At 69.8% G+C, this 20,683-nt stretch carries 20 protein-coding genes; 11 read left to right on the top strand and 9 right to left on the bottom strand.

What is annotated here, in order from left to right; genetic code table 11:
- Positions 1-53 precede the first annotated feature (53 nt).
- Positions 54-2,747 (top strand): DNA polymerase I, encoded by a 2,694-nt coding sequence (polA, locus tag Aau02nite_RS36005; protein ID WP_212993090.1) that lies wholly within the window; start codon positions 54-56, stop codon positions 2,745-2,747.
- Between the two features lie 17 nt (positions 2,748-2,764).
- Here polA and Aau02nite_RS36000 read toward each other — a convergent pair whose 3' ends face one another.
- Together Aau02nite_RS36000 and Aau02nite_RS35995 are read right to left on the bottom strand one after the other, a co-directional pair.
- Positions 2,765-3,076 (bottom strand): transcriptional regulator, encoded by a 312-nt coding sequence (locus Aau02nite_RS36000; RefSeq protein ID WP_212993089.1) that lies wholly within the window; start codon positions 3,074-3,076, stop codon positions 2,765-2,767.
- Complete coding sequence (locus Aau02nite_RS35995; protein WP_212993088.1) at positions 3,073-3,507, bottom strand: twin-arginine translocation signal domain-containing protein; 435 nt, start codon at positions 3,505-3,507, stop codon at positions 3,073-3,075. Before Aau02nite_RS35995 ends, Aau02nite_RS36000 begins: the two co-directional genes overlap by 4 nt.
- A gap of 1,008 nt (positions 3,508-4,515) precedes the next feature.
- Here Aau02nite_RS35995 and Aau02nite_RS35990 point away from each other — a divergent pair.
- Entirely contained in the window at positions 4,516-4,878 is a 363-nt protein-coding gene (locus tag Aau02nite_RS35990; protein ID WP_246595690.1) for an ArsR/SmtB family transcription factor, read from the top strand.
- A 274-nt stretch (positions 4,879-5,152) separates the two neighbouring features.
- Here the strand turns inward: Aau02nite_RS35990 and Aau02nite_RS46885 are convergent, their stop codons facing one another.
- The 3 genes from Aau02nite_RS46885 to Aau02nite_RS35980 are packed head-to-tail and all read right to left on the bottom strand — an operon-like array spanning position 5,153 to position 6,520.
- Positions 5,153-5,476, bottom strand: coding sequence for a DUF3140 domain-containing protein (locus Aau02nite_RS46885; RefSeq protein ID WP_246595689.1), 324 nt, complete (start codon positions 5,474-5,476; stop codon positions 5,153-5,155).
- Complete coding sequence (locus tag Aau02nite_RS46880) at positions 5,469-5,684, bottom strand: hypervirulence associated TUDOR domain-containing protein (RefSeq protein WP_246595688.1); 216 nt, start codon at positions 5,682-5,684, stop codon at positions 5,469-5,471. Before Aau02nite_RS46880 ends, Aau02nite_RS46885 begins: the two co-directional genes overlap by 8 nt.
- Before the next feature lie 17 nt (positions 5,685-5,701).
- On the bottom strand, positions 5,702-6,520 hold the full coding sequence (locus Aau02nite_RS35980; RefSeq protein WP_246595687.1) for a class I SAM-dependent methyltransferase: 819 nt from the start codon (positions 6,518-6,520) through the stop codon (positions 5,702-5,704).
- A gap of 355 nt (positions 6,521-6,875) precedes the next feature.
- Here Aau02nite_RS35980 and rpsA point away from each other — a divergent pair, with 355 nt between their 5' ends.
- The 4 genes from rpsA (at position 6,876) to Aau02nite_RS35960 (ending at position 12,496) form a co-directional block, all read left to right on the top strand.
- Positions 6,876-8,399, top strand: coding sequence for a 30S ribosomal protein S1 (gene rpsA / locus Aau02nite_RS35975; RefSeq protein WP_212993086.1), 1,524 nt, complete (start codon positions 6,876-6,878; stop codon positions 8,397-8,399).
- Positions 8,400-8,488: 89 nt separating this feature from the next.
- The gene (gene coaE / locus Aau02nite_RS35970; protein ID WP_212993085.1) at positions 8,489-9,688 is read left to right on the top strand and encodes a dephospho-CoA kinase; all 1,200 of its coding nucleotides are present in this window, start codon (positions 8,489-8,491) and stop codon (positions 9,686-9,688) included.
- Between the two features lie 296 nt (positions 9,689-9,984).
- Positions 9,985-12,102 (top strand): excinuclease ABC subunit UvrB, encoded by a 2,118-nt coding sequence (uvrB, locus tag Aau02nite_RS35965; protein ID WP_212993084.1) that lies wholly within the window; start codon positions 9,985-9,987, stop codon positions 12,100-12,102.
- Between the two features lie 4 nt (positions 12,103-12,106).
- Entirely contained in the window at positions 12,107-12,496 is a 390-nt protein-coding gene (locus Aau02nite_RS35960; RefSeq protein ID WP_212993083.1) for an ester cyclase, read from the top strand.
- A 23-nt stretch (positions 12,497-12,519) separates the two neighbouring features.
- On the opposite strand, the gene Aau02nite_RS35955 is transcribed toward Aau02nite_RS35960, so the two are convergent.
- The gene (locus Aau02nite_RS35955) at positions 12,520-13,014 is read right to left on the bottom strand and encodes a MarR family winged helix-turn-helix transcriptional regulator (RefSeq protein ID WP_246595686.1); all 495 of its coding nucleotides are present in this window, start codon (positions 13,012-13,014) and stop codon (positions 12,520-12,522) included.
- 71 nt (positions 13,015-13,085) lie between these two features.
- Here Aau02nite_RS35955 and Aau02nite_RS35950 point away from each other — a divergent pair, with 71 nt between their 5' ends.
- Together Aau02nite_RS35950 and Aau02nite_RS35945 are read left to right on the top strand one after the other, a co-directional pair.
- Positions 13,086-13,862 carry a TspO-related membrane protein gene (locus Aau02nite_RS35950; RefSeq protein WP_212993081.1) on the top strand — a complete coding sequence of 259 codons (777 nt, stop codon included), beginning with the start codon at positions 13,086-13,088 and terminating at the stop codon, positions 13,860-13,862.
- A gap of 59 nt (positions 13,863-13,921) precedes the next feature.
- Positions 13,922-14,845 carry a GNAT family N-acetyltransferase gene (locus Aau02nite_RS35945; protein WP_246595693.1) on the top strand — a complete coding sequence of 308 codons (924 nt, stop codon included), beginning with the start codon at positions 13,922-13,924 and terminating at the stop codon, positions 14,843-14,845.
- Here the strand turns inward: Aau02nite_RS35945 and Aau02nite_RS35940 are convergent.
- Positions 14,785-15,087 (bottom strand): antibiotic biosynthesis monooxygenase family protein, encoded by a 303-nt coding sequence (locus Aau02nite_RS35940; RefSeq protein ID WP_212993079.1) that lies wholly within the window; start codon positions 15,085-15,087, stop codon positions 14,785-14,787. The two genes, Aau02nite_RS35945 and Aau02nite_RS35940, sit on opposite strands and share 61 nt — an antisense overlap.
- A 378-nt stretch (positions 15,088-15,465) precedes the next feature.
- Here Aau02nite_RS35940 and Aau02nite_RS35935 point away from each other — a divergent pair, with 378 nt between their 5' ends.
- On the top strand, positions 15,466-16,461 hold the full coding sequence (locus tag Aau02nite_RS35935) for a TerC family protein (protein ID WP_212993078.1): 996 nt from the start codon (positions 15,466-15,468) through the stop codon (positions 16,459-16,461).
- Between the two features lie 56 nt (positions 16,462-16,517).
- Here the strand turns inward: Aau02nite_RS35935 and typA are convergent, their stop codons facing one another.
- Positions 16,518-18,383, bottom strand: coding sequence for a translational GTPase TypA (gene typA, locus Aau02nite_RS35930; RefSeq protein WP_212993077.1), 1,866 nt, complete (start codon positions 18,381-18,383; stop codon positions 16,518-16,520).
- Between the two features lie 161 nt (positions 18,384-18,544).
- On the opposite strand from typA, the gene Aau02nite_RS35925 reads away from it, so the two are divergent.
- Both Aau02nite_RS35925 and Aau02nite_RS35920 read left to right on the top strand, forming a co-directional pair.
- Positions 18,545-19,336, top strand: a complete 792-nt coding sequence (locus Aau02nite_RS35925) for a lytic transglycosylase domain-containing protein (protein WP_212993076.1) — start codon at positions 18,545-18,547, stop codon at positions 19,334-19,336.
- A 182-nt stretch (positions 19,337-19,518) separates the two neighbouring features.
- Positions 19,519-19,944: an uL11 family ribosomal protein gene (locus Aau02nite_RS35920; RefSeq protein ID WP_212993075.1), complete on the top strand. Its 426-nt coding sequence runs from the start codon at positions 19,519-19,521 to the stop codon at positions 19,942-19,944.
- Between the two features lie 67 nt (positions 19,945-20,011).
- On the opposite strand, the gene Aau02nite_RS35915 is transcribed toward Aau02nite_RS35920, so the two are convergent.
- Entirely contained in the window at positions 20,012-20,617 is a 606-nt protein-coding gene (locus Aau02nite_RS35915; protein WP_246595685.1) for an ATP-dependent Clp protease proteolytic subunit, read from the bottom strand.
- Positions 20,618-20,683: the final 66 nt, after the last annotated feature.

Genomic DNA, 20,683 nt, shown 5'->3' with positions numbered 1-20,683 from the left:
GCAGGCGGGGCGGTCCCGGTTCTTGTCGTACGGCGAGACTAGAGTTCTGCGACGTGAGTAACGACGCCCAGACCCCCCGCTTGCTGCTGCTCGATGGGCACTCGCTGGCCTATCGCGCCTTCTTCGCCCTGCCGGTGGAGAACTTCTCGACGCAGACGGGCCAGCCGACCAACGCCGTCTTCGGCTTCACGTCGATGCTGATCAACATGCTGCGGGACGAGAAGCCCACGCACATCGTGGTCGCCTTCGACGTCTCCCGGGTGTCGTTCCGCACCGAGAAGTACGCCGACTACAAGGCCGGCCGCGCCGAGACCCCGCAGCCCTTCCAGGGCCAGGTCAGCCTGGTCAAGGAGATCCTCGAGGCGCTGCGCATCCCGGTGGTGGAGAAACCCGGCTACGAGGCCGACGACGTCATCGGCACGCTGGCCTGCCAGGCCCGTGACGCCGGCATGGAGGTCGTCATCTCCACCGGCGACCGGGACGCGTTCCAGCTGGCCGGCGAGCACGTCACGATCCTCTACCCGGTCCGCGGCGTCTCCGAGGTCTGGCGGATGACCCCCGAGGCCATCGAGGCCAAGTACGGCGTGCCCCCGCACCTCTACCGCGACAAGGCCGCCCTGGTCGGCGAGACCAGCGACAACCTGCCCGGCGTGCCCGGCGTGGGCGACAAGACCGCGGCCAAGTGGATCAACCAGTACGGCGGCCTCGACGGCATCATCGCGCACGTCGACGAGATCAAGGGCAAGGCGGGGGAGAACCTGCGCGCCCACCTGGCCGACGTCATGCGCAACTACGAGCTCAACGGGCTGGTCTGCGACCTGGAGCTGCCGCTGCGCCCCGAGGACGTCAAGTGGCAGGGCTGGGACCGCGAGGCCGTGCACCAGGTCTTCGACGCGCTGGAGTTCCGGGTGCTGCGCGAGCGGCTGTACTCGTACCTCGACGCCGTCGAGCCCGAGGCGGAGTCCGGCTTCGACCTCTCCGGCACGGTCCTGGCCGCCGGCCAGGTCGGCGGCTGGCTGGCTGAGCACGCCCGGGAGGCGCCCGTCGGTGTCGCCGTCAGCGGCCGTTTCGGTCGCGGCACCGGCGAGCTGACCGGCATCGCGATCGCCACCGGCGACGGCCCGGCGGCCTGGTTCGACCCGGCGACCCTGGACGAGAGCGACGAGCAGGCGGTCGCCGCGTGGCTGGCCGACCCCGACCGGCCCAAGGTCGTCCACGAGGCCAAGCCGGCCATGCTCGCCTTCCGGGCGCACGGCTGGGCCCTGGCCGGCGTCCGCGTCGACACCGCCCTGGCGGCGTATCTCGCCAAGCCCGACCAGCGCGCCTACGACCTGACCGACCTGGCGCTGCGCTATCTCAAGCGCGAGCTGCGCGTCGACGCCCCGGAGACCGGCCAGCTGACCCTGGACGGCCTCGGCGACGACGAGGGCACGGCGGAGCAGAACGTCATGCTCCGCGCCCGCGCCACCCTCGACCTGGCCGACACGATCACCGAGGAGCTGTCCCGCGACGACGGCGCCTCGCAGCGCCTGCTGGCCGAGGTGGAGCAGCCGCTGGCGATCGTGCTGGGCGAGATGGAGCACGTGGGCATCGCCGCCGACACGGAATACCTCTCGGAGCTGGAGGCGCACTTCGCCGCGGAGGTGAAGGCGGCCCAGCAGGCGGCCCACGAGGTGGTCGGCCGCGAGTTCAACCTGGGCTCACCCAAGCAGCTGCAGGAGATCCTGTTCACCGAGCGCGGGCTGCCCAAGACCAAGAAGATCAAGTCCGGCTACACCACGGACGCGGACGCACTCCAGAGCCTGTTCGCGCAGACCGGCGACCCCGTCCTGGAGCACCTGCTGCGCCACCGCGACGTGGCCAAGCTGAAGTCGACAGTGGACGGCCTGCTCAAGTCGGTCTCCGACGACGGCCGCATCCACACGACGTTCAACCAGACGGTCGCGGCGACCGGCCGGCTGTCCTCCACGGATCCGAACCTGCAGAACATCCCGATCCGCACCCAGGAGGGCCGCCGCATCCGCCGCGCGTTCGTGGTCGGCGAGGGCTTCGAGTCGCTGATGACGGCCGACTACAGCCAGATCGAGATGCGCATCATGGCCCACCTGTCCAAGGACGAGGCCCTGATCGCGGCCTTCAACTCGGGCGCCGACTTCCACGCGGCCACCGCCTCGTCGGTCTTCCACGTCCCGGTCGAGGAGGTGGTCCCCGACCAGCGCCGCAAGATCAAGGCGATGAACTACGGCCTGGCGTACGGCCTGAGCGCCTTCGGCCTGTCGAACCAGCTCACCATCTCGACCGACGAGGCCCGCACCCTGATGGAGGAGTACTTCCAGCGCTTCGGCGGTGTCCGCGACTACCTCCAGACGGTGGTCCGCCGCGCGGTCCAGGACGGCTACACGGCCACGATCCTCGGCCGCCGCCGCTACCTGCCCGACCTGAGCAGCGACAACCGCCAGCGCCGCGACATGGCCGAACGCATGGCCCTGAACGCCCCGATCCAGGGCTCGGCCGCCGACATCATCAAGGTCGCGATGCTCCGGGTCGACGCCGCGCTGCGCTCGGCGGACCTCCGCTCCCGCATGCTCCTGCAGGTCCACGACGAGCTCGTCTTCGACGTGGCGCCGGGCGAGCGGGAGGCGCTGGAGGCGTTGGTGCGGCGCGAGATGGGCGAGGCGTATCCGCTGTCCGTGCCGCTGGAGGTCTCGGTCGGAGTCGGCCAGGACTGGAACGGCGCCGACCACTGACGGGTCACCTCGGCCGCTCAGCGGTGCGAGTCGTCCGGCGGCACCGTGGTTGCACTGACGATCTTCTGCAGCGCGGCGACGTGCCCCCGGTACGCCCTGGTGCCTTGACGGGTCAGCGACAGCCACACGCGGCGCGAGTCGGCGCCGAGGCGTTCCTGCTTGACGTACCCGGCGTCGACCAGCGCGGCGACCTGTTTGCTCAGGGCGGACGGGCTCAGATCGAGATTGTCCTTGATCACCGACAGCTCCAGCGTGGTGCCCGCGGCGAGCATCGCGCAGATCCGCAGCCGATGGGTCGGGTGGATGACCGGGTCGAGCTCGTCGGTCACCGGGGCCGCCCCGTCGATGCGCGATGGGCCACGCCCCCGGCGAGGTAAATAACGGCGGCGGCGACCGCGAGGACGACAACCGGCCAGGCCGGCTCGACGACATCGGCGATGGCAACCGCGGCGACGACACAGAGGGTCGAGGCGGCGACCGCGGCGAGAAAGGCCCGCCGGGTGGGCAGGGCCCACGGCGCTCCCATCCGGTATCCGGCCGTGACGTTGACGCCGACGATGCTCAAAGCGACGGCGAGCAGGGCGGCGCTGCGATGCTGGGGGAGCAGGGACGTCAACGCCATGCCGGCGATCAGGGCGGCGTTGACCGGGTAGAGCCAGGTCGGCCAGGGCGTGTCCCGCACGGCCTTCTGCGCGCGCGCCACGCTCGCGAGCGCCTCCCGGGCTTCAGCCGGGCTGGGCCTCCGCTCAATATTTTCCATACCGGCAACTATACGAACTAGTTTCCAGCACGGCAACTATTGAGCACTCGGAAACAAGTCGGCTGACCTGTGGAGATCGCCAACCTGATGCTCAACCGCTGATGGATTGCTGGCGCTCCTGGACGCCTCTGCGCCGGACTCGGACGCCGCATTGCACGCGGCGTGCTGAGTCAGCGTGATGCTGGCCTGTTCATCCTCGCCCGGCTCGCGATCAGCGGTCCGGGACGCCTTGGCCTCTGTCCGTGTGGCGTCCCGCCCTGTGCTTGTCCCGATCCGGTCCGCCGTCCGCCGCCCGCTGCCCGCCGCCCGCTGCCCGACCCCCGCTGCCCGCCGCCCGCTGCCCGCCGCCCGCTGCCCGCCGCCCGCTGCCCGACCCCCCGCTGCCCGCTGCCCGACCCCCCGCTGCCCGCTGCCCGCTGCCCGACCCCCGCCGCCCGCTGCCGCCGCCTGCCGCTCGCCGCTTGCCGCTTGCCCGTAGCCCGGTCTGCGCCACGTCGCCGACCGCGGTCCTCGGGCGGCGGAGCTGCCTTCTCATGGCGCATCGCGCCACGGCTCGTGGGCGGCGATGCCGGCTCGGTCGAGATTGCGCGGTTGGTTGCCGGCGCTTGCCCTGTGCGTCTCGTGGGCCGGCCGGCGAATCCGGAATTCCCTGGCCGGCGTTCATGCTCGGCGGCCGCAACGGCGCGGCGCTGCCCGTCCGGACGTTCCGCATCGCCGACATCGACGTGGTTAGTGACTCAGGCCACGCCGCTGACGCTGGGAGTGCGGTTGCCCGTTCGGGCGGTTTCTTCGGCGCGAGAGGTCACCTTCGATGCCTTCGGAGGCCTCAGCTGCACTGTCCACCTCGGATTCCGTAGGTGGGTGATCAGCGAGGCTCCGGCATCGATAGCCCAGCCGAACCGTTGCTGCGCCATGCATTCTGGCTTTGCGCTACGGGTCCCTGGCCGTCCGGAGTCGTGGAATGGATCTTGTAATCCGAGACTTGCTTCGGTTTGCAAGGGTGAGCCCATGCCGAGTTCTTCGACCGAGATGACATCGTCCAGTGCCTGGGCGCCCGTGGTCCGGCGGCCGCTCGACGCCGATCAGGCACACGCCTTCGCCCCGATGTTCAAGGCGCTCGGCGACCCGGTGCGGCTGCGGCTGCTGTCGATGATCGCGTCCGCCGGCGGGGGAGAGGTGTGCGTCTGCGACCTCACCGGCTCGTTCCAGCTCACCGGCCCGACCATCTCCCACCACCTCAAGGTCCTGCGCGAAGCCGGCCTGGTCGACAGCGACCGCCGCGGCACGTGGGTCTATTACCGCCTAGTGCCGGCCGCGCTCGCCCTCCTGGCCGGTCTGCTGGACGTCAGCTCCGTCACCGCCGGCATCTGACCTCGGTCGCAACTCTCGGTTCGGAGTGACTCCGGGTCCGTCAGCAGGTGCCGGTCGCGTCTCAGTCGAGGCGCCCTCGTCCCCTGCGCAGCGGCCCCGATGGAAAGCCCCCCTGCGCCGCAGCCGGCCGCCCGGACCGCGCGGGCTCGATGCCGGGGCGCGCTGGTAGTGGCGACGGCGGCAAACTCCCCGTCGCGGGTTGTCCACGACCCGGCGGGCGTGTGAGACAGCATCGCCCCGATCGGTGCCTGATCGCGGACGCCGACCCCGGGTTCTACTTCTTCAGCGGATCGTGGCCCCAGTTCATCAGGGAATACCGCCACTTGGTCTCCTTGACGTCGCCGTTCGGGCGCTGGGCCAGGTGCCGGTGGACGTAGCCCGTCACCTTGCGCATGTGGGCCTCGTCCTCCTCCGTCAGGTCGCCCTTGCGGGTGTGCAGCAGCTTGATGATCTTCCGGCCCGAGTCGTGGCCCACGGATTCCGCGTTCTCCGACTTCTTCTGGCCGACCTCGCGGGACTGCTCCGTCTTCAGCCACTTCTCCAGCTCGCCGGCCGTCATGTTCACCGCCGCGCGGAAGTCCTCGTACACGTCAGTCACGGTGCAGCGCCCCCGGCTTGTGCACTGCCTCGCGGCCCGTCTTGTCGCTCTTGACCTTGTACTGCGGGTCTTCCTTCGACGCGTCCACCGTGCGGCCCGCTGCTTCCGTGCGCTTGGTGATCTTCTGCTCGACGGTGCCCTCGACCTTCTGGCCGTGGCTGCTCCACGACACGTGGTCGCCCTTGCCCAGGTCCTCGTCATGTGCCATGAGCTGCAGATACCCGGCTAGGAAGGCAAGTAACTCACGAAGATGGCGGTGCCCGGGAACAGCCGGCCGCGCAGGGGGCTCCACTGGCCCCAGATCTGCTCGTGGCCCTCCGGCCACTCCGGCTCGATGAGGTCGGTCAGCGCGAAGCCCGCCGCGACCAGCTCGCGGATCCGGTCGCCCAGGGTCCGGTGCTGCTCGACGTAGGTGGGCGTGCCGTCGGCGTCCTGCTCCACGTACGGGCGGCGGTCGAAATACGGGTGCACCGCCAGCAGGCCGTCCTCGCCCGGCTCGTCGAGGAAGATCCAGCGCATCGGGTGAGTGAGCGAGAACACCCATTTTCCGCCCGGCTTCAGCACCCGGGCCACCTCGCGCATCACCGCGCCCGAGTCGGCCACGAACGGGATCGCGCCGAACGCCGTGCAGACCACGTCGAACGAGGACGTCGCGAACGGCAGGGCCAGCGCGTCCGCCTGGACCAGCGGCACCCGTACCCCCGAGCGCTCGGCCGCCTCCCGCGCGTGCCGCAGCATGCCCGCCGACAGGTCCAGCGCGACCGCGTCGGCGCCCTGGCCGTCGAGCCAGCGGGCGCCGGCCGCCGCTCCCGCGCCCAGCTCCAGGATCCGTCGGCCGCGGACCTCGCCGAGCAGGCGGGCGTCCGCCTCGCGCAACCCCTCCGGGCACCAGACGAAATCCACGTCGCCCAGGAACCGCCCGTGCTCGTCCTGGTAGTCGTCCGCGTCCAGATCCCACCAGTGCCGGCTGGCGACCCGGCTCTCGTCGTCGGTCACCGCCCGGCGCAGGGTGCCGGCGACGGCGGTTGGTTGCGCTTCGATCACGCCCAAACGGTACGGGGACCGTACGACACTTCCCGTCCGAGGCTTCCGGACCGCTTCCTGAGTGCTCAAAACACCCTAAAACGGCCGCTCAAACCTGTTCCGCGGGAACAATGTGCCTCGGTCATCAGGAGGCCTTGCAACCTGTGGTAATGCGCACGGTAAGCTAGTCGATGCACTCGCGGATCGTGTGCCTCGGCAGGGAGCAGGTTCCGCAAGTCGTCGGTCCCAGCATGATCCTGCTCGCTTGATCTGACTCCAGTTGTCGTGATCACCGGATGTTCGTGCTGTGTCCGCCGTCAGTTCCGTGAGGGCGAGAGAGACACCACGACACCATCCGTTCGGAGCAACAGTCCACATGACGAGCAGCATCGAGGCCACCTCGAGCGCCAACAAGGTCACCGTCGACGATCTCGGCTCGGAGGAAGCATTCCTCGCAGCCATCGACGAGACCATCAAGTACTTCAACGACGGCGACATTGTCGAAGGCACCGTCGTCAAGGTCGATCGGGACGAGGTCCTGCTCGACATCGGCTACAAGACCGAGGGTGTCATCCCCTCGCGCGAGTTGTCGATCAAGCACGACGTGGACCCCGCGGAAGTGGTGTCGGTCGGTGACCACATCGAAGCCCTCGTCCTCACCAAGGAGGACAAGGAAGGTCGCCTGATCCTCTCGAAGAAGCGTGCGCAGTACGAGCGCGCGTGGGGCACGATCGAGAAGATCAAGGAGGACGACGGCGTCGTGCGCGGCTCCGTCATCGAGGTCGTCAAGGGCGGCCTCATCCTCGACATCGGCCTCCGCGGCTTCCTCCCGGCCTCGCTGGTCGAGATGCGCCGTGTGCGCGACCTGCAGCCGTACGTGGGTCGTGAGCTCGAAGCCAAGATCATCGAGCTGGACAAGAACCGCAACAACGTGGTCCTGTCCCGCCGTGCCTGGCTGGAGCAGACGCAGTCCGAGGTTCGCACCGAGTTCCTCAACAAGCTGCAGAAGGGCCAGGTCCGCAAGGGCGTCGTGTCCTCCATCGTCAACTTCGGTGCCTTCGTGGACCTGGGTGGCGTGGACGGCCTCGTGCACGTCTCCGAGCTCTCCTGGAAGCACATCGACCACCCGTCCGAGGTCGTCGAGGTCGGCCAGGAGGTCGAGGTCGAGGTGCTCGACGTCGACCTGGACCGCGAGCGCGTCTCGCTGTCGCTGAAGGCGACCCAGGAAGACCCGTGGCGCCAGTTCGCCCGCACCCACGCGATCAACCAGATCGTGCCGGGCAAGGTCACCAAGCTGGTTCCGTTCGGTGCGTTCGTCCGCGTGGACGACGGCATCGAGGGCCTGGTGCACATCTCCGAGCTGGCCGAGCGGCACGTCGAGCTGCCCGAGCAGGTCGTCCAGGTGGGCTCCGACGTCATGGTCAAGGTCATCGACATCGACCTCGAGCGTCGCCGGATCTCGCTGTCGCTCAAGCAGGCCAACGAGAACTTCGTCGAGGGCGAGGAGCACTTCGACCCGACCCTCTACGGCATGGCGGCGACGTACGACAACGAGGGCAACTACATCTACCCGGAGGGCTTCGACCCCGAGACGGGTGAGTGGCTCGAGGGCTTCGACAAGCAGCGCGAGGCGTGGGAGAAGCAGTACGCCGACGCTCGCGAGCGCTGGGAGGCCCACACCAAGCAGGTGCAGGCGTCCCGCGAGGCCGACGCCGAGGCCGCGCTCAACCCGGCTCCGGCCGGTGGCGTGACCACCTCGTCGTCCACGTCCTCCACCTCCTCCACGTCGACGAGCTCCACCGCGGGCCCGGCGCGTGCGGCGGAGGAGCCGGCGGGCACGCTGGCCACCGACGAGGCGCTCGCCGCTCTGCGCGAGAAGCTCGCCGGCGGCAAGGCCTGAGGTTCAGCGCCTGGCTCGCTAGCTAGTTGACCGGTCCGAAGGGCCGTCCGCGATTTCGGTCGCGGGCGGCCCTTCGGCATACTTGCCCGGTGTTGAAGGTCGGTCTCACCGGAGGAATCGGCGCGGGCAAGAGCGCCGCCGCCCAGCGCCTGGTCGCCCGCGGCGCGGTGCTCATCGACGCCGACCGGCTGGCGCGTGAGGTGGTCGCGGCCGGCACGGACGGCCACGCCGCGGTCGTCGAGGCCTTCGGTCCGGCGGTGCTCGGCCCGGACGGCGAGCTCGACCGGCCCGCGCTGGGCGCGCGGGTCTTCGGCGACGAAGCGGCCCGGCGCCGGCTCGAGAGCATCATCCATCCCCGGGTACGCGCGCGTACGGCGGAACTGACCGCGGCCGCCGCTCCGGACGCGATCGTGGTCAACGACGTCCCGCTGCTGGTCGAGACCGGGCTGGCGGCGTCGTACCACCTGGTTGTCGTGGTCGACGCGGACCGGGCCACGCGGGTCCGGCGGCTGGTCGAGACCCGGGGGATGAGCGCTGAGCAGGCGGAGGCCCGGATCGCCGCACAGGCCGAGGACGCCGTCCGGCGCGACGCGGCTGACGTCGTGCTCAGCAACGACGGTGGTCTCGACGAGCTGGACACGCGGGTCGAGCGCCTGTGGCAGGACCGGCTGCGCCCGTACGAGAAGAATCTGCGACTCGGCCGCCATGCCCCGGCCGATGACGTGCTCCGTGTCGTACCCCCGGATCCGACCTGGCCCCGGCAGGCGCAGCGGGTGATCGACCGGATCCGGCACGCCCTGGCGCCGCAGCTCGGCGGCGACGCCGACGTCGCGCACATCGGGTCCACGGCCGTGCCCGGCCTGCCGGCCAAGGACCTGCTGGATCTCATGCTGGCCGTGCCGACCCTGGCCGAGGCCGACCGGCTCGCCGGGGCGCTCGAGGCCGCGGGCCTGCCCCGCCGGGCCGGCGACTGGTACGACAACGCCCGCGGCCGGCCCGGCCGGACCTGGCCGAAGCGGCTGCACGGCAGCGCCGACCCGGGACGGCCGGTCAACCTGCACGTGCGGGTGACGGGCTCGCCGGGCTGGCGTTTCGCGCTGCTCATGCGCGACCACCTGCGGGCGGTGCCGGAGGCCCGGGACGCTTACGCCGAGGCCAAGCGGCAGTGGATGGCGCAGCACCGCGATGTGGAGGGCTACGCGGAGGCGAAGGAGCCCTGGTTCGACGCGGAGGCGGCCGCAGCTGACGCGTGGGCCCAGGCGAGCGGCTGGCAGCCACCGAGGTCCTGACGGGAACAGCGGGACGGTAAGGGGCGCTCGCGGCGGCCGGTTCGCGCAGGTGCGCGACCATCGCGGATGCGCGCGCCGGACGGAGCCGGGGCAGCTATCCGCGGGCCGGCCCGGGAGCACCGTGTGATGGTGCCGTGCCGGGGCCGGACGGCCGCCGCGAGCGGCCTACCCGATCACCGTATAGCCGCAGGTGAACGCAGGACAATGCCGTTCCGCGGGGCCGAATGTGCACTCTGCGAACAGGGTCACCCGGCGCGCGCGGAAACTTGTCACACCCGCGACGTACGGTGGTCTGCATGGCGCTCGACATCCCACGACTCGACGGCCGCTTCGAGGTCGTCAGCGACTACAAACCCGCCGGTGACCAGCCCACGGCCATCGCCGAGCTGGAGCGCCGGGTGCGCCGCGGCGACCGCAACACGGTGCTGCTCGGCGCGACCGGCACCGGCAAGAGCGCCACCACCGCCTGGCTCATCGAGAAGCTGCAGCGGCCGGCGCTGGTGATGGCCCCCAACAAGACCCTGTGCGCCCAGCTCGCCAAGGAGTTCCGCGAGCTGATGCCCCACAACGCGGTCGAGTACTTCGTCAGTTACTACGACTACTACCAGCCCGAGGCGTACATCGCGCAGTCCGACACCTACATCGAGAAGGACTCGTCGGTCAACGAGGAGGTCGAGCGGCTGCGGCACTCGGCCACCATGTCGCTGCTCACCCGGCGCGACGTGATCGTGGTGGCGACGGTGAGCGCGATCTACGGCCTGGGCACCCCGCAGGAGTACGTCGAGCAGGCGGTCAAGATCAAGGTCGGCCAGGAGTGGGACCGCGACAAGCTGCTGCGCCGCCTGGTCGACATCCGGTACGCCCGCAACGACATGGCTTTCCAGCGGGGCACCTTCCGGGTCCGCGGGGACACCCTGGAGATCATCCCGGCCTACGAGGAGCTGGCCGTCCGCGTCGAGCTGTTCGGCGACGAGATCGAGAAGCTCTACTACCTGCACCCGCTGACCGGCGACATCGTCCGCGAGGTCGACGAGCTGATCATCTTCCCGGCGACGCACTACGCAGCCGGCCCGGAGCGGATGGAGCGGGCGATCCGTGACATCGAGGCCGAGCTGGCCGAGCGGCTCGCCGAGCTGGAGCGCCAGGGCAAGCTGCTGGAGTCGCAGCGGCTGCGGATGCGCACGACCTACGACATCGAGATGATGCGCCAGGTCGGCTTCTGCAACGGTATCGAGAACTACTCGATGCACATGGACGGCCGGTCGCCCGGCGAGCCGTCGCACACTCTGCTGGACTACTTCCCGGACGACTACCTCACCGTCATCGACGAGTCGCACGTGACGATCCCGCAGATCGGCGGCATGTACGAGGGCGACGCCTCCCGCAAGCGCATCCTGATCGAGCACGGCTTCCGGCTGCCCAGCGCCGCCGACAACCGGCCGCTGCGCTTCGACGAGTTCCTCGAGCGGGTCGGGCAGATGGTGTTCCTGTCCGCCACCCCCGGCCCGTGGGAGATGACCCAGGCCCAGGGCGAGTTCGTCGAGCAGATCATCCGGCCGACCGGCCTGGTCGACCCGCAGGTGGTGGTGAAGCCGACCAAGGGCCAGATCGACGACCTGATGCACGAGATCAAGCTGCGCACCGAGAAGGACGAGCGGGTCCTGGTCACCACGCTGACCAAGAAGATGGCCGAGGACCTCACCGACTATCTGCTGGAGAACGGCATCCGGGTCCGCTACCTGCACTCCGAGGTCGACACGCTGCGCCGCGTCGAGCTGCTCAAGGAGCTGCGCAAGGGCGACTACGACGTGCTGGTCGGCATCAACCTGCTCCGCGAGGGCCTCGACCTGCCCGAGGTGTCGCTGGTGGCGATCCTCGACGCGGACAAGGAGGGCTTCCTGCGCAGTGGCCGCTCGCTGATCCAGACGATCGGCCGCGCGGCCCGTAACGTCTCCGGCGAGGTCCACATGTACGCCGACAAGATGACGCCGTCCATGCGCGACGCGATCGAGGAGACCGACCGTCGCCGGGAGAAGCAGGTCGCCCACAACAAGGCGAACGGCATCAGCCCCGAGCCGCTGCGCAAGAAGATCCACGACATCCTGGACGACATCTACCGCGAGGCCGAGGACACCGACGCGGCGGTCGGCGGTCAGATGGTCGGCGGTGGCGGCCGGCAGATGTCGCGCGGCAAGGGCCCGGTGCCGGAGACCCGGTCGAAGACCCGCGCGAGCTCGGTGCCGGCCCGCGAGGGCATGGCCCGGGCGGAGCTCGCCCAGCTGATCCAGGACCTCAACGACCAGATGCTGGCCGCGGCCCGCGAGCTGCAGTTCGAGCTGGCGGCCCGGATCCGCGACGAGGTCCAGGAGCTGAAGAAGGAGCTCCGCGGCATGGACATGACCGGGGTGCGCTGAGGACATGCAGCGATCGGAGGCGGAAGCGTTCTACCGCGAGTACAACGCGGTGTGCAACGCCCACGCCTTCGATCGCCTGTCCGGGTTCGTGGCCGAGGATGTCCAGGTCAACGACGAGCCGCAGGGCCTGACGGCGTACGTGGCGGGGCTGCGTGAGGTGGTCCGCGCCTTCCCCGACTACCGCTGGGAGATCCGCGGCCTGCTGATCGACGGCGACCGGATCGCGGCCCACTTCACGGACACCGGCACCCACCGCGGCGAGTTCCTGGGGGTGGCACCGACCGGGCGCAGGATCACGACGCGGGAGTTCGCGGTCTACGAGCTGGAGACGGGCTGGATCACCCGCGTCTGGGTGGCGGCGGACAACCTGACGCTCCTCGACCAGCTCCGCTGACGGTGGCCGGGCGCGCCGTGTCGTCAGCGATCGAGCGGGCCTCCTGTGACCGCTCGGGCGTGGCTGCGGTGCAGGGCCGCGACGTGACTCAGAGTCTCAGCGACCAGGCGCAGCTGGGTCTCGGTGAGGGTTGCCGCCAGCTGGTCGAGGCCGGCGGCCAGGGGCTGCAACGACTGCACCAGCCGGTGCTGAGCCTCCGCCGTGACCGTGACAACCTGCCGCCGGCGGTCCTGCGGATGCGGGCTCCGCCGGACGTGGCCGGCCCGCTCGAGCCGGTCGACCAGGCCCGTGGCCGCGCCCGAGGTCAGGCCGAGGGCCCGCCCGAGTTCGACCGGGCCAGGAGGTTCCTCCGTGACCGTCAGGTATTTGAGCGCCAGGTAGTCCGTCGCCCCGAGACCCATCTCCCGGCTGGTCGCCACATCGACCTCCGTGGCTGCCACGGCGAGATGGTGCACTGCCCACGCCAGGGCGGCTTCCAGGCCCGCGGTTTCCGGGCCCCGACGAGGTTGCTCCGACACGTCCGCCATTCTACAGTCGCTTAGTAGCGAAGCTATCTACTAGCAGACTTCCAGCGGGGACGGCGTAGCCCATGGACAAGACCGCCAAGGACAACGTGCGATCGGGAGCGCTGGCAGCGGCCTGCGCCGGTTTCGTGGCGATCCCGATCCTGGGGCCGCTGCTCGGCAAGGGCGAACAGACCCGCCGCTACGACACCGCCATCACACCACCCGACTATGCCTTCGCCGTGTGGGCGCCGATCTTCGCGGGCTGCGTCGCCTCCACCGTGGCCCAGTGCCTCCCCGGTGAACGCCACGGGACCGTCAGCCGGCGGACCGGGTGGCCACTCGCGGGCGCCTACGCCGTCAATGCCGGGTGGTCGCTGGCTGCTCAGAGCGACCGGTTCCAGTGGACCCCAATCCTGCTCCCGACCGCGACCGCCTGCGCCGCCGTCGGCTACGCACGGCTGCAGCGCCTTCCCACGACCGCCCGCTACCCCCGTTCGAAAAGCGTTCCCACGCCGAGCCGGGCTGCCGCCGTGACTTCGGTCAGCACCGGCCTGCTCCTGGGCTGGACCGTCCTGGCGAGCGCCGTGAACATCGCCGCCGGAGCCCTCCTCGCCGGGGCGGACCAGACGTCGCCCCGCACCGTCGCGATCTCCGCGGCGGGCGTGCTCGTGGTTTCCGGCGCGGTGGTCACGACCATCGCCGCCAGCGATCGTGGGTGGCTTCCGCTGGCCGCGGCCTCGGGGTGGGGCCTGGCCACCACGGCGGCCACGACCGGCCGGCCCCGGCGGATACGCGCAGCCGCGGCACTCGGAGCGGCCGGTATGGCGGCGACCGTTCTGCGGAAGAGCCTCAGGGCATAGCCGCCGGAATTCGGTGGGGTGCCGGCGCCGCGTTCTCTACGCTGGCGCGGGTGTCAACGATGGACTCCGTCACCTGGGCGCCCCGGCCGTTCGACGACGAGGACGCCCTCGTGTCGCTGGCCGCGCGCTGTCTCGCCGCTGACGGTGGGCTTCCGCTGGCCGCCGATCCCGCCTTCCTGCGCCGGCGGTGGCGGGCTGCCGGCATCACCACGATCCAGGGCCTCGACCACGACGGCCGGCTCGTCGCCGCCGGTGCCGCCCGGCCCACGACCGCGGACGGTGGTGTCACCTTCTGCGGGCTCGTCGACCCCGATGTCCGGGGCCGGGGGATCGGGTCTCACCTGCTCTCCTGGGGGCTGAGCCAGGAGCAGCCCGTCACCGTCGAGACCGAGTCGTTGACCGGTCCGGCGGAGGAGCTCTTCGCCGCCCGGGGACTGCGGCAGGTCTTCGCCGAGGACGTCATGCGCATCGAGTTGGCTGACGGCGTACCGGATCCGCAGTGGCCGGCCGGCACGCAGCTTGCCGCCTGGTCCGCGGAGCTCGCGCCGCGGTTTCACGGGGTTTACGAAGCTGCCTTCCGGGAGCGGCCCGGTTTTCCGGGGTGGACCGCCCCGGAGTGGATCGCCGAGGTCACCGAGGACGACGACTTCCGGCCGCGGTGGTCGGTGCTGGCCACCCTGCCGGAGGTGGGTGACGCCGGATTCGTCACCGCGGCGGTCGACTGGATCGTGCAGGTCGGCGTCGCGCCCGGCGCCCGGGGGCGCGGGCTCGGGGGAGCGCTGGTCGCGGAGGCCCTGCGGCGCATGCGCGCCGACGGCGCCACCCACGCCTGGCTGGACGTCAATGTCGACAACCCGGCGGTACGGCTCTACCGCAAGCTCGGCTTCGCGCACCGGGGACGGCGTGCGCGCTACCGGCAGGCTCAGGACGAGGCCGGCGCGACGTCGGTGAAGTGCTCGACCACCGGAGGCTTGGCGAAGTAGGGCCCGATCCGGGTCCGCCACCGGGCGAAGCGTTCGGTGTTGCGGAAGTTCTGCTCGTGCGCCTCGACCGAGTCCCACTCCACCAGCAGGACGAAACGCGACGGTGACTCCACGCCGCGGGTCATGCGCACCGAGCGGCAGCCCTCCGTGCCCGCCAGGATCGGGTGGGCCTGCTGGTAGGCCGCCGCGAACTGGTCTTCCTGGCCGGGGGACACGTCGATCAGGGCAACTTCGAGGATCATGACCTGAGCCTGCCACAGCCCGGACCGCGAGGGGACTAGTCTCCTAGGATGCACGAAGCGGGCGTGACGGCGTCGGAAACGTCAGCCTGCGCACGGATGTGTCCGGTTGGCGCGGATAAGATGGCGAGAGCCTCGACACGGATCGCCGGGGTGATGTGCGAATCCCGCTGCCGATGCGACACAATGGCGGCGTAGGAGGGGAGTATTCCTCTGCGCCGGTCTCGTCAACACGGTTTTCATCCCCCGGGGTGAGCCCGGGGCCGGCGGTCGTCGCCCAACCGGGCGCCGGCGGAAGAGACCTCCGACAGTCGCACGTCGCTGTCACCGCTCCTTTCGGGGCGGGGAGCAGCGATGATCCGTGTCTGCCGGAGGTATCCGTTGAACGTTTCCACCTGGGTCTGGGTCGTCACCCTGGTTGCCCTGGTCGTCGTCCTCGCCGTTGATCTGCTGATCGTCGGTCGCCGGCCGCACGAGCCCAGCATGCGCGAGGCGGGTGGCTGGGTCGCCTTCTACGTGGCGCTGGCCCTGGCCTTCGGCGTGGTCGTGTGGGTGGTGTGGGGTGGCCAGCCCGCTGCCGAGTTCTACACCGGCTGGTTGACCGAGTACAGCCTCTCGGTCGACAACCTCTTCGTCTTCGTGATCATCATGGCGCGCTTCGCCGTGCCCCGGCAGTTCCAGCAGAAGGTGCTGCTCATCGGCATCGTGCTGGCGCTGGTCATGCGCGGTGCGTTCATCGCCGCCGGCGCCGCGCTGATCTCGCAGTTCTCCTGGGTCTTCTACATCTTCGGCGCGTTCCTGGTCTACACGGCCATCACGCTGATCAAGCAGGGTGAGAACGACGAGGAGGACTTCAAGGAGAACATCCTCATCCGGTGGGCCAAGCGCGCGCTGCCGATCTCCTCGTCGTTCGACAGCGGCAAGATGACCGTTGTCACCGAGACGGGCAGGCGGCTGTTCACGCCGATGCTGATCGTCATGATCGCGATCGGCACCACCGACCTGATCTTCGCGCTCGACTCGATCCCGGCCATCTTCGGCATCACCAAGGAGCCGTACCTGGTCTTCACCGCGAACGTCTTCGCGCTGATGGGCCTCCGCCAGCTGTACTTCCTGCTGGGCGGCCTGCTGGAGCGGCTGGTCTACCTCAACATCGGGCTGGCGTTCGTGCTCGCGTTCATCGGCGTGAAGCTGTTCCTCGAGGCGCTGCACACCAACGCGCTGGGCTTCATCAACGGCGGCGAGGGTGTGTCCTGGGCGCCGGAGATCCCGATCTGGCTGTCGCTGCTGGTCATCCTGGGCACGCTGGGCATCGCCACGGTCGCCAGCCTGGTGAAGTCCTCGCGGGACCGGAAGAAAGAACTGATCAAGGCCTGAGCAAGACAAAAGCCGGGGGTACGCGTTGCGCGTACCCCCGGCTTTTTGTCTGTCCGTCAGCCCTGGTGCTTGCGGCGGGCCGCCGCCCGGCCGCGCACCTGCTGGTCGAGCACGACCTTGCGGATGCGCACGGCGGCCGGGGTCACCTCGACGCACTCGTCCTCGCGGCAGAACTCGAGGGCCTGCTCCAGCGACAGCTTGCGCGGCGGGATCAGCTTCTCGGTCTCGTCGGAGGTCGACTGACGCATGTTCGTCAGCTTCTTCTCCTTGGTGATGTTGACGTCCATGTCGTCCTGGCGGGAGTTCTCGCCGACGATCATGCCTTCGTAGACCTCGGTGGTCGGCTCGACGAAGAGCTGGCCGCGCTCCTGCAGGTTGGTCATCGCGAACGCGGTGACCACACCCGCCCGGTCGGCCACCAGCGAGCCGTTCTGCCGGGTGCGCAGCTCGCCGAACCACGGCTCGTAGTCCTCGAAGATGTGGTGCATGATGCCGGTGCCGCGGGTCTCGGTGAGGAACTCGGTCCGGAAGCCGATCAGGGCGCGGGCGGGGACCAGCCACTCCATCCGCAGCCAGCCGGTGCCGTGGTTGATCAGCTCTTCCATCCGGCCCTTGCGGGTGGACAGCAGGGTGGTGATGGCGCCCATGTACTCGTCCGGGGCGTCGATGGTGAGGCGCTCGACCGGCTCGTGGATCTTGCCGTCGATGGTCTTGGTGACCACCTGCGGCTTGCCGACGGTCAGCTCGTAGGACTCGCGGCGCATCTGCTCGACCAGGATGGCCAGCGCCAGCTCACCGCGGCCCTGCACCTCCCAGGCGTCCGGGCGCTCGGTCGGCAGGACGCGCAGCGAGACGTTACCGATCATCTCGCGGTCGAGGCGGTCCTTGACCATGCGGGCGGTCACCTTGCCGCCCTTGACCTTGCCGACCAGCGGCGAGGTGTTGGTGCCCAGGACCATGGAGATGGCCGGCTCGTCGACGCTGATCAGCGGCAGCGGGATCGGGTTCTCCGCGTCGGCCAGGGTCTCGCCGATCATGATGTCGGCGATGCCGGCGACGGCCATGATGTCGCCCGGGCCGGCGCTCTCGGCGGGCTTGCGCTCCAGGCCCTCGGTGATCAGCAGCTCGGAGATGCGCACGCTGCTGATCGTGCCGTCGGTCTTGCACCAGGCCACGGTCTGGCCCTTGCGGATGGTGCCCTCGTGCACCCGGCACAGCGCGAGCCGGCCGAGGAAGTTCGAGGCGTCGAGGTTGACGACGTGCGCCTGCAGCGGCGCACCCTCGGTGTAGGTGGGGGCCGGGATGGTGTCCAGGATCGTGCTGAACAGCACCTCCAGGTCGGTGCTGTCCTCCGGGATCGTGCCGTCCTTGGGCTGGGTCAGCGAGGCGATGCCGTCGCGCGCGCACGCGTAGACGATCGGGAACTCGATCTGGTGCTCGTCGGCGTCGAGGTCGAGGAAGAGCTCGTACGTCTCGTCGACGACCTCCTTGATCCGGGCGTCGGGCCGGTCCACCTTGTTGATGATCAGGATGATCGGCAGCTTGGCCTGCAGCGCCTTGCGGAGCACGAAGCGGGTCTGCGGGAGCGGGCCCTCGGAGGCGTCGACGAGCAGGGCGACGCCGTCGACCATGGTGAGGCCGCGCTCGACCTCACCGCCGAAGTCGGCGTGGCCGGGGGTGTCGATGATGTTGATGGTGACGGGCTCGCCGTCGGCGGGCTGGTAGCTGATCGCCGTGTTCTTGGCGAGAATGGTGATGCCCTTCTCCCGCTCCAGGTCCATGGAGTCCATGGCGCGGTCGGCCATCTCGCCCCGTGCGTGGGACTGGCTCCCCTGGCGCAGCATGGCGTCGACCAGGGTGGTTTTGCCATGGTCGACGTGGGCGATGATGGCGACGTTGCGTAGGTCGGTGCGGGTCTGCATACCACCATTGTCCCCGGTCTTTGTTGCGGAGACCTTCCGGGGTCTCCACCCGGAACCGGTGTCGGACCTCGTCCCTGATGGGCATTTTGTCGGGCGGCACGGGCTGCGGCCCGCTGCTAGCGTTCGGGCGTCGTCTTCAGGCACCGGGAAGGACTTCGTCGATGAATCGCAGGCTTCTCGTGCTTGTCACGACCCTGGCCGGGTTGCTCGTGATGAGCGGTTGCGGGCTCGGCGGCGAGAGCAAGCAGCCGGTCACGGTGGCGGCGCAGCCCACGGCCTCGGTGCCGGAGAACATCGTCGACCCGGTGATCGAGGACGAGGAGCCCAGCCCGGAGCCGACCACGGCGAAGCCGAAGCCGAAGAAGAGCAAGGCCGAGCCCAAGGCCACCCCGACCGAGGACCCGAACAACTTCCAGCTGCCCGCCTGCGCCGAGCGCGACGGCAAGGAGGTGTCCAAGGCCAAGGCCGAGGCGGCTCTGCGCGCGGCGGCCGGTAAGACGTACTGGCCCGGGTCCGCGCCGAAGCTCAAGGTGCCCAGCCGGCTGGTCCTGGCCACCGCGTGGCACGAGAGCGGCTGGACCTCGAACTACGTGAACTGCGACGGGGGCCGGGGCCTGATGCAGGTGATGCCCGACACCGAGGCGTTCATCAACCAGCGCTTCGAGAAGTCGTACTCGAGCAGGGACTACCGGCAGAACGCGGTGCTCGGCGCCAACTATCTGGCCTGGCTCACCAAGGCGTTCGGTGACGCGTACTTCAAGGGCAACTACGATCTGAGCGCCGAGAAGTGCAAGAGCCACTCCAGCGTGTGCCTGCTGAACATGGTGATCGCGGGCTACAACATGGGCCGCGGGGCGGTCGACGAGGCGTACGCGCAGAAGGAGCTGCCGAACCTGCAGTACGTCGACGTCACCCGTTCGCTGATGAAGTCCTGCTACTGCGACCGCTACTAGGCGACCGGGTCGCCGGGCGCCGCGGGGGCCGAGCTACACTAGTCGGCGGAACCCGAGACTGTGCCCGCCGCTTTGACCCATTCTCGAGCGCGGTAGTAAGGTCTCGGGGTTGTCGTGCGTTGATGATGCTGGCGAGCTCCTGATGTAGGTTCGTGCAGCACACACTAAGGAGCTTTTGCGTAATGCCGCCCAAGAAGAAGACCCATGAGGTAACCCTCGCGCTTGAGGCGGGTAACGCCGCGATGGTCGACCTCGGCAAGATGCTCGGCCCGACCGGCGCCAACATGCGTGCCGTCAAGGTCGAGTACGACGAGGCGACGTCGAAGCAGCGTGGCGAGATCATCCCGGTCGTCGTGTCGGTCTACGAGGACCGCAGCCACACGCTGACCTACAAGACTCCGCCGACGAGCTTCCTGATCCGCAAGGCTCTGGGCATCCAGTCGGGCGCGTCCAACCCGCTGACCCAGACCGTGGGCACGCTCAGCGCCGACCAGATCAAGCAGATCGCCGAGCGCAAGCTCCCCGACCTGAACGCGAACGACGTCGACGCCGCGGTGAAGGTCGTCGCCGGCACCGCGCGCTCGATGGGCGTCAAGGTCGCCGAGTAGGTCTCGGCCGAGTAAGCCAATCAGTACGGAAACGGCGCGGGTCCCGATCGGGGCCCGCGCCGTTCTGTCATGCGCCTTTGCCGACGACCTCGTCGATGAGGCCGTAGTCGCGGGCCTCGGCCGAGCTGAGCACCTTCCCGGCGGACAGGTCGTCCTCGATCCGGCTGCGGGTCTGGCCGGTCACCTCGACCAGGCGCAGCACGACCTCCTCGAGCTCGCGCAGGTGCTGCCCGGCGGCCGCGGCCACCTCGTCGGCGGTGCCGGTGACCCCGGCGGCGCGCGGCTCGGCCAGCTTGAAGCGGGCGTGCCGGTACGCCGTACGGCGCTCAGCGGCCGCCAGCACCGCGAGCACCGCCCCGCCGGCCTCGGAGGTGACCACCGCGTGCACGGGCGCGGCCATCGCGTCCATGACGTCGATGACGGCGTGCGCGGCGTTGAGGTCACCGCCGGAGCTGGCCACGTGCAGCTGGACCGGCTCCGGCCCGGCCGCGTCCAGGGTGAGCAGGGCGGCGGCGATCCCCGAGGCGGCCTGCCCGGTGAGCGGGCCCCGGATCATGACGATGCGCTGGTCGAAGAGGCGTTCCTCGAGCCAGCCGGGAAGGGTGGGCCCACCGTTCGGCCATGGCTCGGGTGGGGGAGGGCTGGAAGGTTGCCATCGCAGATCGGGTGTCACCGGACCTCCGCGCGTCGAGGGGTGTTCCGAGTCTAGGGACGCGCACACCGGATGGGGGAACCGTTC

This window comes from Actinoplanes auranticolor, assembly GCF_018332655.1.
Lineage (GTDB): Bacteria > Actinomycetota > Actinomycetes > Mycobacteriales > Micromonosporaceae > Actinoplanes > Actinoplanes auranticolor.
This window is presented reverse-complemented; position numbering and strand designations above follow the sequence as displayed.

Coding starts and splice junctions, on each gene's coding strand:
- Aau02nite_RS35995 (WP_212993088.1), bottom strand. CDS start 3,507: ATGGAAAATATTGAGCGGAGGCCCAGCCCGGCTGAAGCCCGGGAGGCG.
- Aau02nite_RS35990 (WP_246595690.1), top strand. CDS start 4,516: ATGCCGAGTTCTTCGACCGAGATGACATCGTCCAGTGCCTGGGCGCCC.
- Aau02nite_RS46880 (WP_246595688.1), bottom strand. CDS start 5,684: ATGGCACATGACGAGGACCTGGGCAAGGGCGACCACGTGTCGTGGAGC.
- rpsA (WP_212993086.1), top strand. CDS start 6,876: ATGACGAGCAGCATCGAGGCCACCTCGAGCGCCAACAAGGTCACCGTC.
- uvrB (WP_212993084.1), top strand. CDS start 9,985: ATGGCGCTCGACATCCCACGACTCGACGGCCGCTTCGAGGTCGTCAGC.
- Aau02nite_RS35960 (WP_212993083.1), top strand. CDS start 12,107: ATGCAGCGATCGGAGGCGGAAGCGTTCTACCGCGAGTACAACGCGGTG.
- Aau02nite_RS35950 (WP_212993081.1), top strand. CDS start 13,086: ATGGACAAGACCGCCAAGGACAACGTGCGATCGGGAGCGCTGGCAGCG.
- Aau02nite_RS35945 (WP_246595693.1), top strand. CDS start 13,922: ATGGACTCCGTCACCTGGGCGCCCCGGCCGTTCGACGACGAGGACGCC.
- Aau02nite_RS35940 (WP_212993079.1), bottom strand. CDS start 15,087: ATGATCCTCGAAGTTGCCCTGATCGACGTGTCCCCCGGCCAGGAAGAC.
- typA (WP_212993077.1), bottom strand. CDS start 18,383: ATGCAGACCCGCACCGACCTACGCAACGTCGCCATCATCGCCCACGTC.
- Aau02nite_RS35925 (WP_212993076.1), top strand. CDS start 18,545: ATGAATCGCAGGCTTCTCGTGCTTGTCACGACCCTGGCCGGGTTGCTC.
- Aau02nite_RS35920 (WP_212993075.1), top strand. CDS start 19,519: ATGCCGCCCAAGAAGAAGACCCATGAGGTAACCCTCGCGCTTGAGGCG.